The sequence below is a fragment of the Rhodococcus sp. P-2 genome (assembly GCF_016598535.1).
In the GTDB taxonomy this organism is placed as follows: Bacteria; Actinomycetota; Actinomycetes; order Mycobacteriales; family Mycobacteriaceae; genus Rhodococcus_F; species Rhodococcus_F baikonurensis.
In genome coordinates, this window is the sequence record NZ_CP066779.1 from 559,952 (window position 1) to 571,841 (window position 11,890).

At 63.0% G+C, this 11,890-nt stretch carries 13 protein-coding genes and 1 other RNA gene; 4 read left to right on the plus strand and 10 right to left on the minus strand.

Annotation, left to right across the window (positions count from 1 at the left end; genetic code table 11):
* Positions 1-68 precede the first annotated feature (68 nt).
* Positions 69-1,049, plus strand: a complete 981-nt coding sequence (locus I7X09_RS02660; protein WP_095969153.1) for an alkaline phosphatase family protein — start codon at positions 69-71, stop codon at positions 1,047-1,049.
* An 89-nt stretch (positions 1,050-1,138) separates the two neighbouring features.
* Here the strand turns inward: I7X09_RS02660 and ssrA are convergent.
* The 3 genes from ssrA to I7X09_RS02675 form a co-directional block, all read right to left on the minus strand.
* Positions 1,139-1,509: a transfer-messenger RNA gene (gene ssrA / locus I7X09_RS02665) on the minus strand.
* Between the two features lie 66 nt (positions 1,510-1,575).
* A complete protein-coding gene (locus tag I7X09_RS02670; RefSeq protein ID WP_200315443.1) occupies positions 1,576-3,150 on the minus strand; it encodes an SDR family oxidoreductase in 1,575 nt (524 codons plus the stop codon).
* A 20-nt stretch (positions 3,151-3,170) separates the two neighbouring features.
* The gene (locus I7X09_RS02675) at positions 3,171-4,130 is read right to left on the minus strand and encodes an NAD(P)/FAD-dependent oxidoreductase (RefSeq protein WP_166809731.1); all 960 of its coding nucleotides are present in this window, start codon (positions 4,128-4,130) and stop codon (positions 3,171-3,173) included.
* A 65-nt stretch (positions 4,131-4,195) separates the two neighbouring features.
* On the opposite strand from I7X09_RS02675, the gene I7X09_RS02680 reads away from it, so the two are divergent.
* Complete coding sequence (locus I7X09_RS02680) at positions 4,196-4,780, plus strand: helix-turn-helix domain-containing protein (protein WP_007731290.1); 585 nt, start codon at positions 4,196-4,198, stop codon at positions 4,778-4,780.
* Between the two features lie 15 nt (positions 4,781-4,795).
* Here the strand turns inward: I7X09_RS02680 and I7X09_RS02685 are convergent, their stop codons facing one another.
* The 7 genes from I7X09_RS02685 to prfB form a co-directional block, all read right to left on the minus strand.
* Positions 4,796-5,641 carry a DMT family transporter gene (locus I7X09_RS02685; RefSeq protein WP_234036780.1) on the minus strand — a complete coding sequence of 282 codons (846 nt, stop codon included), beginning with the start codon at positions 5,639-5,641 and terminating at the stop codon, positions 4,796-4,798.
* 20 nt (positions 5,642-5,661) lie between these two features.
* The gene (gene smpB, locus I7X09_RS02690) at positions 5,662-6,135 is read right to left on the minus strand and encodes an SsrA-binding protein SmpB (protein ID WP_003942330.1); all 474 of its coding nucleotides are present in this window, start codon (positions 6,133-6,135) and stop codon (positions 5,662-5,664) included.
* Between the two features lie 87 nt (positions 6,136-6,222).
* The gene (gene ftsX, locus I7X09_RS02695) at positions 6,223-7,128 is read right to left on the minus strand and encodes a permease-like cell division protein FtsX (RefSeq protein ID WP_003942367.1); all 906 of its coding nucleotides are present in this window, start codon (positions 7,126-7,128) and stop codon (positions 6,223-6,225) included.
* 81 nt (positions 7,129-7,209) lie between these two features.
* The gene (gene ftsE / locus I7X09_RS02700; RefSeq protein ID WP_020969258.1) at positions 7,210-7,890 is read right to left on the minus strand and encodes a cell division ATP-binding protein FtsE; all 681 of its coding nucleotides are present in this window, start codon (positions 7,888-7,890) and stop codon (positions 7,210-7,212) included.
* Between the two features lie 71 nt (positions 7,891-7,961).
* Positions 7,962-8,447, minus strand: a complete 486-nt coding sequence (locus I7X09_RS02705; RefSeq protein WP_200315445.1) for a hypothetical protein — start codon at positions 8,445-8,447, stop codon at positions 7,962-7,964.
* Positions 8,444-9,328 (minus strand): mechanosensitive ion channel family protein, encoded by an 885-nt coding sequence (locus I7X09_RS02710; protein WP_019747849.1) that lies wholly within the window; start codon positions 9,326-9,328, stop codon positions 8,444-8,446. Before I7X09_RS02710 ends, I7X09_RS02705 begins: the two co-directional genes overlap by 4 nt.
* A gap of 22 nt (positions 9,329-9,350) precedes the next feature.
* A complete protein-coding gene (prfB, locus tag I7X09_RS02715) occupies positions 9,351-10,457 on the minus strand; it encodes a peptide chain release factor 2 (RefSeq protein WP_003942364.1) in 1,107 nt (368 codons plus the stop codon).
* A 134-nt stretch (positions 10,458-10,591) separates the two neighbouring features.
* Between prfB and I7X09_RS02720 the strand changes: the two genes are divergently transcribed.
* Together I7X09_RS02720 and hisN are read left to right on the plus strand one after the other, a co-directional pair.
* The gene (locus tag I7X09_RS02720) at positions 10,592-11,086 is read left to right on the plus strand and encodes a beta-class carbonic anhydrase (protein WP_095969149.1); all 495 of its coding nucleotides are present in this window, start codon (positions 10,592-10,594) and stop codon (positions 11,084-11,086) included.
* 19 nt (positions 11,087-11,105) lie between these two features.
* A complete protein-coding gene (hisN, locus tag I7X09_RS02725; protein ID WP_200315447.1) occupies positions 11,106-11,888 on the plus strand; it encodes a histidinol-phosphatase in 783 nt (260 codons plus the stop codon).
* The last annotated feature ends 2 nt before the right edge of the window (positions 11,889-11,890 follow it).

Consider the following 11,890-nt stretch of genomic DNA (forward strand, 5'->3'; position numbering starts at 1 on the left):
GTGAACAATCGGACAACCCTCGCATTCAGATAGTGCAATTGGTCTAGTCCTATCGCAATATCTTTAGCGTGACCAAGAAAATCGCACGCACCTCAGCAGCTATCACACTCCTCCTCGCCGGCGCTGTTGCTGCCGGAACCGCAACTGCCGCAGCAATTCCCGGATCGTCCGACCTCAATCCGTCGGCCGCCGAGAAGACAGTTGTCATCGGGCTCGACGGCACTATGCTCAGCCACATCAAGACCGCCGATGCTCCCCGTCTCCAGAAGCTCATCGCCGAAGGAACCAGTGGAGAATCTTCCATCCTCGGCCACACCACCATCTCCGGACCGTCGTGGTCGACCATCCTGACCGGAGTCTGGGACACCAAGCACGGCGTCAAGGACAACACGTACGCGGGTGCCCGCTTCGATCTCTACCCGAGCGTGTTCACACGGTTGGAAACAGCACAGCCATCTCTGCTCACCGAGTCGATCTCCACCTGGGGTGGCATCGACAACATCGCATCCAGCGGCACGCCGAAAGCCGACGTTGTCGTCACCACTACCGATGCAGGGTCCGGAGCGGCCACCGATGCTGCGACCGCTGACGCCGTCGCCCGCGACATCACCGACAAGGGACCTGACCTGATCTTCACCCAACTCGATCAGGTGGACGGCGCGGGGCACAGCGGCGGCACCAACGGCGCTGCGTACGAAGAGTCGATCGCCTCCGTCGACGCTCAGGTAGGCAAGATCATCGATGCTGTTGATCAGCGCGCTGCGAAGACCGGTGAGAAATGGACCGTTCTGGTCACTGCGGATCACGGCCACAAGCCCGCCGGCGGACATGGAGGTCAGACACCGGCAGAAGCAACGACATTCGTCATCGCGCGTGGTGCGGGATACGCAGCCGGTAAGACGACCGACTCGTACACGATCGCCGACATCACTCCGACCATCCTCCAGAGCCTGGGTGTCGCATTGCCTGCCGATCTGGACGGTAAGCCGCTGACGAAGGACGCTCCCGGCTTCGTCGGCTCGATCGACTTGGGATTCTTCGGCTCCTGATCTCGAGAAGACACCGACGCTCAGCAGAGTGCTGCAGCACCACAGCAAAGAGGTCGGGCCGAAGAGCGTGTGCTCTCCGGCCCGACCTGTTGTGGAGCTGCCGGGAATTGAACCCGGGTCCTACGTTGAATCGCTAGGGCTTCTCCGTGTGCAGTTCGCTAAGTCTCTACTTGGATCTCCCAGTCTCGCGAACAAGCCAGGATGACGATCCCAGTCACTGTTTGATGTCCCATCCGACTCCGTGACCGAGCCGAACAGTAAAGCCCTCTAGCTGATGCCAGGAACCGGGTCGAGGGCAACCCCGGGCTGACAGACACGCTTCGCTACTTAGGCAGCGAGAGCGTAGTCGCGCTGATTGGAATCGGCGCTTATAGGTTTGCAGCGACGCTTACGGTGGTCTCTTGCCTGCACCGACACGCTTCCCCTAACTCAACACACGCAGTCGAAACCGTTCAGCCCCGTGTGTGCCCCGCGTCTTTCGTGGGGCTATTCACTATAACGCGCCGAAGTTCGGAAGTCATACCAATTAATCGGCGGCACTTTCCGTGTCCTGGACCCCAGCCGTTTCCTGCACCCCAGCCGTTTCCTGAACTGCAGCGGTTTCCTGCACTGCAGCCATCTCACGCTCGGCAGCACCGGTGATGTTGGTGATCATCCCCTGGAAGACGACTCCGTGGAAAGGCAGGATCGAGTACCAGTACGCCCGGCCGGCCAGCCCGCGAGGGAAGAAGACCGCACGCTGATCGAGATGTGAACCCACCGGCCGTCCATCCGCACCCGCCGGACCTTCCGACACTCGCAACTCCAACCATGCTCCGCCCGGGACCTTCATCTCGGCGCGCAATCGGAGCAACTTACCTCGATCGATTTCTTCGACCCGCCAGAAGTCCAGGGCTTCACCGGTGTTGAGCCGACGTGGATCCCGCCTACCCCGGCGCAGTCCGACCCCGCCGACCGCACGGTCCATCCACCCCCGGATGGCCCACGCCAAAGGGAAGGAATACCAACCATTCTCGCCGCCGATCGACTCGACCACCGACCACAGGGTTTTCGGATCCGCCGAGCAGTCACGTTCGCGATGATCGACGTAGACGGCTTCGCCGGCCCAATCCGGGTCGGATGGAAGAGGGTCGGATGGAGCGCCCGCGATCGTTGCACCGGACCACGCCGTCTCCACCTCACCGGTCTCGATCTTGCGAAGCGCCAAACGCACTGCTTCCCGGTACGGCGTGAGGCCACCGGCCGGAGGCGGGATGAAGTCGTCGATGTCGTGGTCGTGCATCACCGCGTCGTTCTGCAGTGATTCGATCAGCGGCATCGCCAGACCTCGCGGGATCGGCGTGACCAATCCCACCCAGTGACCGGCCAGACGCGGGGTGAGGACGGGCAGGACGAGGATGCGTCGGCGTACCAATCCTGCGACGTCGGCGTAGGTGTTCATCATCTCGCCGTACTGCATGACATCGGGCCCACCGATGTCGAAGGCGCGGTTGACCTCCGGCGTCGTCGTCGCGGCTGCGATCAAATAGTGGAGTACGTCACGCACGGCGATCGGCTGAATGTTGTTGTGCACCCACTTGGGTGTGGTCATCACCGGAAGTCGATTGGTCAAGTGGCGCACCATTTCGAAGGACGCCGAACCCGATCCGATCACCACGCCGGCCTGGAACACAACCGTCGGAACGTCGGAGTCGAGCAGGATCCGACCAACTTCGAGCCGAGACTGCAGGTGAGTCGACAGCTCTCGATCGGACGGATGAAGCCCGCCCAGGTAGACGATCCGGCGCACCCCCGCATCGCGCGCAGCGGCGGCCACGTTCTGCGCGCTCTGCTTGTCGATATCGGAGAACGAGCCTCCCCCACCCATGGCATGAACGAGGTAGTAGACCACGTCGATATCGTCGAAAACACCTGAGAGGGAATCACTGTCGGTCAGATCCCCACGCGTGATCTCCACCGAATCATGCCAGGGCACATCGCGTAGTTTCTCGGGGCTTCTCACCACCACACGCACATGATGGCCCTCTTCGACCAGGCGAGGGGCAAGACGGCCGCCGATGTATCCGGTCGCACCCGTGATCAACACTCTCACTGCGTCCATCACCCCACGCTACGCAGAATTCAACTGCGAAGCGCGAGTGCAACCTCGAGGTCGTCGTTGGTCAACATCATGTTGATGCCCGCTCCGGCCTTCGCCCCGGCGGCCGCGGCCATGATGACCTGGGCACCTGGGTCGACGACGTTGCCCGCGGCGAACACCCCGGGCACGCTTGTGGCCCCCATCATGTCGACCGTCACGAAATCGCCCATCATCGTCTCGGCGCGCGATGCGCCGAATGCGCGCAAGATCGCATCGTTGGGGTCCATCGTGAGGGCGCCACCGACAAAGACCGCCGAACGCGCGACCACAGTGCTGTCGGCCAAACGCACGCCCACCAACCGATCGTCCTCGACGACGGGACCGGCGACCTCACCCTCGACGATCGAAATACCTCGAGCTGCAAGCTTTTCCCGGTCCTCGGAACCCAGTTCGGTGATTCGATGGAGGAAGAGAACCACGTCGTCGGACCACTGGCGAACCATGAGCGCCTGGTGCATCGCAAATTCCGCACTCTTGGCGATCACGCCAAGCGGCTGATCACGCACGCCGTACCCGTGGCAGTACGGGCAGTGCAACACATCGCGGCCCCAACGCTCGCCGAAGACTTCGAGCTCGACCGGCAGACGGTCCGTCAGACCTGTGGCAACAAGGACTTTGCGCACCTGAATCTTGCTGCCGTCAGCGAGTTCGACGGAGAAATCGGCCGAAAGATCCTCGCTGTCCCGTGTCACGGAGACGACTGTGCCGTCATGGAACTCGCCGCCGAATTTGCGGACTTCACCTCGGCCGATGGTCAGCAATTCGGCGGGGTTCATGCCGTCGCGGGAGAGGAATCCGTTCATGTGATCGGCGGCCGCGTTCCGTGGTGAGCCGTTGTCGAAGACGATCACGGACCTGCGCGCCTGACCAAGGATGAGTGCGGCGTTCAGCCCTGCCGCGCCGGCTCCGATTACTGCTACGTCGAATGAGTTCTGCGTCATGAATCCAGAATGACAAGAGATCGCAGTCTTGACAAACACTGTTGCCGTTTTGGCAAAATGGTTGAATGACCGAAACATCGTTCGAAGCCGTTCTAGCCGGCATCGGCCCTCGCCTACGTGCGTTGCGCCAGCAGTCCGACATGACCCTGGCCGACCTGTCGGAGACCACCGACATCAGCGTCAGCACACTGTCGAGACTCGAATCCGGTACTCGCCGAGCCAACTTGGAGTTGCTGCTGCCGATCGCCAAGGCACACGGCGTCCCGTTGGACGACCTGGTGAACAGCAAGATCAAAGACCCCCGCGTTCGAGAAGAACCGCGAACGGTCGGATGCATGACGGTCATTCCGCTGACGAGTCAGCCTGGCAACCTCCAGGCCTACAAGATGATCATCTCCCCCACCGACGACGATCGCGAGCCGGGATCCCACGAGGGCTACGAGTGGGTCTACGTTCTGTCCGGGCGCATCAGACTCCAACTCGGCGACCGCGATTTCATCATGGGGGCAGGCGAGGCCGCCGAGTTCGACACCCACATTCCGCACCGCATCAGCGCTGCCGACGGCCGACCTGCCGAGGCGATCAGTCTCTTCGGGAAGCAGGGCGAGCGTGTTCACCTACGCGCAGCGCCGGCCGACAGACGCGGTTGAACTGCCAGGACCGAATCAGGCGCCCGCAACGGCAATCATGCCGACTGCCGCCAGCGCCAACAGCATTCCCGCTTGTTGCACGCGGCTTACCCGCTCGCCCAGCATCACCATGGCGAGCAGAACCGTCGCAGCCGGATACAGCGAACCGATCACACTGACCAGTGAAAGCATTCCACCTTGGAAGGCGTAGATCATCGTCCCGTTCGCGACGACGTCGAGGACGCTGACGTACACCGCGAGCTTGAGTGGCTCGCCTCGTGGGAGAACGAAGTGACCGGCCGCCAGCGCGACCAACCACACCACGACGGTCGCGGCGCCCCGCGACACGGCCAACGCCCACAGCCCGCTGCCCTCGCCGATCTGGTGAAGTGCGATGAACGAGAGTGCAAATGCACCACCGCTTCCGACCGTCAGAAACGCCACCTGTCTGGTGAAGCGGAGAGTGATTCCGCCGGCAACCTCACCCGCGGTGTCGTCAGGCGACTCGCGGCTGACCAGGACGACGGCGACCAGCGCGACGGCGATACCCAGGTACGCGATCAGCCCCGGCCGCTCGCCGAAGGCGAATCCGACGAGCACCGGAATACCCGCCACCAGAACAGCTGTCAGCGGTGAGACCACAGACATAGGTCCGGTCGCCAAGGCGAGATAGAACCACCACACCGCCAGACCACTCGTGACGCCCGCGATCGCGCCCCAGATCAAACCGTTCAGCGTCAACGTGCCGGAAACGAAAGGTGCTGCGATCAGAACGATGACGAGCGAGAGCGGATACGAGACGATCACCACACGGAGTGCGGCAACTCGTCGTGACGCAACTCCGCCGACGAAGTCGCTGACTCCGTAGGCAACTGCCGCCACGAGGGCAAGCAGGATGGAGGTCAGCGCATGCCCTTGATACGACGACCGAGCTCGCGGGTCACCTCGCGCTCGGCGGTGCGCTTGGCCATGTCCTGGCGCTTGTCGTAGTCCTGCTTACCCTTTGCCAGCGCGAGTTCGACCTTGACCTTGCCGTCGTTGAAGTACATCGACAGCGGGACCAGTGTCTGGTTTCCCTCGCGGGTCTTGCCGACGAGGTGCTCGATCTCACGCTTGTGCAGCAGGAGCTTTCGGGTACGACGCGGCGAATGGTTGTTCCACGTACCTTGCGTGTACTCGGGAATGTGCAACGAGCGCAACCACACTTCGCCGTTGTCCACGGTGGCGAACGCGTCGACGAGCGACGCCTTGCCTTCGCGCAGACTCTTGACCTCGGTCCCGACGAGCGCGATACCGGCCTCGTAGGTGTCGATGATCGTGTAGTTGTGACGTGCTTTGCGATTGGTCGCAATGACCTTGCGGCCCTTTTCCTTCACTGTCCGGGCCTCTCAGTCCGCTGTCTTGCTGTCGAATACTGTCCTACCGTCAAATACAGTTCCAGCATAGAAGCTCGTGCAAACCGATTATTCGCGGACGTACAGACGCAGCGTCACGTACGCCGTCACCGCTGCCATACCGACACCGGCAAGCACGAGGATCGGCGAGACGAACAGCACGTCACTGTTGGAGATCCGCGCCACGATGTTGGCTTCGTAGACGTCGGACAGGACCCCGTCGATGAAGACGTTCTTCGCCGTGAACAGTCCGGCGATGGCGAGCACCGCACCGATCAAGGCTGCAACGACGGCTTCGAGGAGGAACGGAAGCTGGGTGTACCACCGCGTCGCGCCGACCAATCGCATGATGTTGACCTCGGTACGACGCGTGAACGCCGCGATCTGGACCATGTTGGCGATCAGCAGGATGGCCGCGATCGCCTGGACGATCGCGATCGCGAACGCTGCGTTGCGCACTCCGCCCAGCACGCTGAAGAGTCGGTCCACCAACTCGCGCTGATTGAGCACACTCTCGACGCCGGGCCGCGAACCGAAGGTGTCGTTGATGACGCCGAATCGCTCCGGGTCACTGAGCTTGACCTTGAACGACGCCGGGAAGCTGTCCGGGCTCACCAGCGCTGCCAGCTCGGGCTGGTCCTTGAACACGCGCTCGGTGGCGTCCTTCACGGCGTCTTCGCGGTTGAGGTACTGAACGGCGACAACGGACGGCGTCTGCTCGAGTTCCTTGCGCAACGAACTGCAGATCTCCTGCTCGCAACCGGGATCGGCCGAAGAGATGTCGTCGGTCAGGAAGATCTGCACCTCGACGCGTTCGAGGAAGATCTGCTGGGTCTTGCCTGCCATCTGCACGACCAGCAGACCACCGCCGAAGAGGCCGAGGGAGATCGCCGTCGTCAAGATCATGGCGATGGTCATCGTGATGTTGCGGCGTAGGCCGGTCAGGACTTCACTGAAAATAAAGCTGGCGCGCATCGGGGAATCCGATTCCTTTTCGAGAGGCCGGTTGTTTCACGACAACCGGTGGGCGTACGGGACGTGTGGTCGTAGTCGGCGCTACCTGCCGACGCCGTACACACCCCGCGCTTCGTCTCTGGTCACCTTGCCGAGATCGAGTTCGATGACGCGTCGACGCATGGAGTCGACGATGTGGTGGTCGTGGGTCGCCATCACGACGGTGGTACCCGTGCGGTTGATCCGCTCGAGCAGCAGCATGATGTCCTGGCTCGTTTCGGGGTCCAGGTTGCCGGTGGGCTCGTCGGCGAGCAGCACGAGCGGGCGGTTCACGAATGCGCGGGCGATGGCGACGCGCTGTTGTTCACCGCCGGAAAGTTCGGTGGGCAGTCGATCGGCTTTTCCGGCCAGCCCGACCATGTCGAGGACCTCGGGCACAGTGCGCGCGATGACGTTGCGGGGTTTGCCGATGACCTCCAGGGCGAAGGCCACGTTCTCGGAGACCGTCTTCTGCTGAAGCAACCGGAAGTCCTGGAACACACAGCCCATGCTCTGACGAAGCTTCGGCACACGGCGAGCCGCCAGCTTGTTGACGTGGAAATCCGCGACCTCGATATCGCCGGACGTGGGCGACTCCATCTTGAGCAGCAATCGCATGAACGTCGACTTGCCAGAGCCGGAGGGGCCGATGAGGAAGACGAACTCCCCCTTCTCCACCTCCACACTGACTTTGTCGAGCGCCGGCCTGGTGGAGGCCTTGTAGGACTTCGACACATTCTTCATGCTGATCACAACTAGCCAGTCTAGCCGTTATCTAACGGTGACCTTGGCGCCACGCGCGACGAGCCTCGTCCTTATCCGGTACCGGTGGTCTCAGGTGACTGCGGCACCGACGTCGGTGCCTGCATTGCCGCGCCAGGTTGCGGGACGGTCGTTGTCGCCGGAGTGGTCGGCACTGTGGTTGCGGACTGTTCGGCGTTTCCCGGAGCCGGAGCGGGACCCGACGTCGGCGTCGGCGAACCGGAACTGCCCGTGCTCGATTCCGCGGACGGAGTCTCGGATGTGGTCGTCGGCTCGGTCGAGGACGGCACGGGGGTGGTCGTCGACGGTTTGACCGACGGAGCGACGTACGGCTCGGTCTGCGACGTGTCCACGCTGGGCGGTGGTGTGGCTGCGGGCTGTTCCTCAGGATTGAGGTACGTATGCAACAGATACGTCGCCAGCCACGCCACGATGAGGATGAAGGTCGACGTTCGCATCCGGCCACCGAAGAGCCGTGACGGAAGCCAGTCCAGGTGAAACAGTCGGTCGAGTCCGCGGCGCGGTTCCTGATCGGTCATTCGCTCGCCTCCTCGGTCCGTGCGGTGTGCAGATCCGGTGACACCGTGATCCCCTGTCGTCGCAGTGCCGCGGCGACGCGGACACGAAGAGCGCGTCCGACCTGGAACTGTTTGCCAGGGAGCGTTCGCGCGACCATCCGCACGTTGACCTGATCGACCTCGAGGCTTTCGACGCCCATGACGGTGGGCTCGTCGAGCAGAAGTTTCTTGAGTCCACGGTCGGCCATCGCGTCGACTCCGACCTGGCGAAGCACCTCGTTGACTCGGGTGAGGTCCGCGGTCGCCGGAACCGGCACGTCGATGACGGCGCGTGCCCAATCCTTGGACAGGTTGGTCGCTTTCACGATCTGGCCGTTGGGAACGGTGATGACCTCGCCGTCGGAGTTTCGCATCCGCGTCACGCGCAGGGTCACGTCCTCGATAACGCCTTCGGCGTCGTCGGAGGAGCCGGTGATCGCAAGCCGGACGGTGTCACCGAAACCGTACTGGCGTTCGGTGATGATGAAGAAGCCGGCAAGGATGTCCTGCACGACGCGTTGAGCACCGAAACCGAGCGCCGCACCGAGAACAGTTGCCGGCGCCACGAGACTTCCGATCGGCAGGTTCAGTTGGTCGAGAACCTTCAGCGTCGCGATCACGTAGATGAACGTGATGACCACCCAGGTGATCACCTGCGCGACCGAGTGACGATGCTTGGTCGCCTCGGAGCGAACCAGCGCATCGCCCAACTGATAGTTGGAGTCGATCTGGTCGGTGACCTTGTTGCCTCCCCAACTGACCAGCCGGGCGAGAATCATCGCGCCGAGCACGGTCATGAGGACTGACAAACCGGTGGTTTGAAGCCAATCGAGCAGGTTCTGCCCAGGTCTGAGTAAAGTCATCGTGCCTTTCGGTATCCGAACGCTATGCGGACTGGTTCTCGCTCATGCGCCAGCGGATGCCGGCCTCGAGGAACCCGTCGATGTCGCCGTCGAGCACTGCCGACGGGTTGTTGACCTCGTACTCGGTACGCAGGTCCTTGACCATCTGGTACGGATGCAGAACGTAGGAGCGCATCTGGTTACCCCACGAGCTGCCGCTGTCGCCCTTGAGCGCATCCATCTCGGCGCGCTCTTCCTGACGCTTGACCGCGAGCAGCTTGGCCTGCAGGACGCGCATCGCCGACACCTTGTTCTGGAGCTGCGACTTCTCGTTCTGACAGGTGACGACGATTCCGGTCGGGATGTGTGTGAGTCGAACAGCGGAGTCCGTCGTGTTCACGGACTGTCCACCGGGACCGGACGAGCGGTAGACGTCGACGCGGATGTCGTTCTCGTTGATCTCGATGTGGTCGGTGGTCTCGACGACGGGCAGGACCTCGACCTCGGCGAACGACGTCTGGCGACGCCCCTGGTTGTCGAAGGGGCTGATGCGAACGAGCCGGTGGGTGCCCATCTCGACGGACAGCGTGCCGTACGTGTACGGGCCCTTGATCGCGAACGTCGCGCTCTTGAGTCCGGCCTCTTCGGCGTACGACGTGTCGTAGACCTCGACGCCGTAGTCGTGCTTCTCCGCCCAGCGGATGTACATGCGCATGAGCATCTCGGCCCAGTCGGCAGCGTCGATACCGCCGGCACCCGAGCGGATGTTGATGAGTGCGTCGCGCTCGTCGTACTCGCCCGAGAGCATGGTCTTGACTTCCATCGCCGCGATGTCGTCACGCAGGCTGGCCCGTTCGGCGTCGGCATCGGCCACTGCGTCAGGGCCTTCGTCTTCTGCCAGTTCGTAGAGGATCGGCATCTCGTCGAGTCGCTCGCGCAGTGCCACGATCCGGCGCAGTTCGGCCTGAGCGTGGGAGAGCTGGCTAGTGACCTGCTGGGCGTGTTCCTGGTCGTTCCACAGACCCGGGTCGGCTGCCTGGTGCTCGAGCTCGTCGATGCGTCGGCGCAGCTCCTCGACGTCCACAACCGATTCGCAGGTGCGAAGGGTGGTGTCGAGGGCGTTCAGGTCTGCAATTACGTCGGGATGCACGGTTCTCAAGGCTACCGGGTGCCGACCTGGGCTCTGCCGTGCGTCACCCTCTCGGCTCGCCCCGTCCGTCACGTATTGGGATCACCGGGACTGGAAGCCTTGCCAACGTCCCTCCGAGGGAACCTACTGGAACGATGACTGTCACCGACGAATACCTGCAGAACAACGCCGCCTACGCCGAGCAGTTCACCGGACCGCTCCCCCTCCCACCCAGCCGACACGTTGCCGTTCTCGCGTGCATGGACGCGCGTCTCGACGTCTATCGGGTGCTGGGAATCAAGGAAGGTGAATCGCACGTCATCCGCAATGCGGGTGGAGTCGTCACCGACGACGAAATCCGTTCCCTGGCCATCAGCCAGCGTCTGCTGGGAACCACCGAGATCATCCTCATTCATCACACCGACTGCGGGATGCTGACGTTCACCGACGACGACTTCAAGCGATCCATCCAGGACGAGATCGGCATCAAACCCAACTGGGCTGCCGAATCGTTCCCGGACATCGACGAGGACGTTCGTCAGTCGTTGAAGCGTATCGAGAACAGTCCGTTCGTCACCGCGACGACCTCCCTACGCGGATTCGTCTTCGACGTCGCCACCGGAAAGCTGAACGAGGTTCTCCCCGATTGAGCCGGTAGGTTGTGTACCCGTGACCGATCGCGCATCCGACCTCGCACTCGCCCTCCGTATCGCCGACGAGGCTGACGCGATCACTCGCGCCCGCTTCGGCGCACTCGATCTTCGAGTGGACGACAAGCCGGACCTCACCCCCGTCTCCGACGCCGACCTGGCTGTCGAGCGAGCGGTGCGCGCGACGCTCGGTGAGCATCGCCCTGCAGATTCCGTTCTGGGGGAAGAATTCGGCGGCGACGCAGTCTTCGAGGGCAGGCAGTGGGTGGTCGACCCCATCGACGGGACCAAGAACTTCGTCCGCAACGTGCCGGTGTGGGCCACGCTGATCAGCTTGCTCGAGGACGGTGTCCCGGTTGTGGGCGTCGTGAGCGCACCCGCACTGAATCGGCGATGGTGGGCGGCAACAGGTTTGGGCGCTCACACGTCCTTCGGGGACGGTGACGCGCGGGCGATCCGGGTATCCGCCGTCGACCGCAGCGAATCAGCGAGCCTGAGCTTCTCGAGCCTATCCGGGTGGAAGGACCGCGGAATTCGCGATCAGTTCGTCGAACTCACCGACCATGTGTGGCGCGTGCGCGGTTACGGGGACTTCTTCTCCTACTGCCTCGTGGCGGAGGGTGCCGTCGACATTGCTGCCGAACCCGAGGTTTCCCTGTGGGATCTGGCAGCGCTCGACGTATTGGTCCGTGAGGCCGGCGGCGCGTTCACCGATCTGGACGGCGGCGCGGGTCCGCACGGCGGGAGCGCGGTCGCCACCAACGGACTGCTGCACGAGGACGTACTTGCTCGCCTGAGGTAACC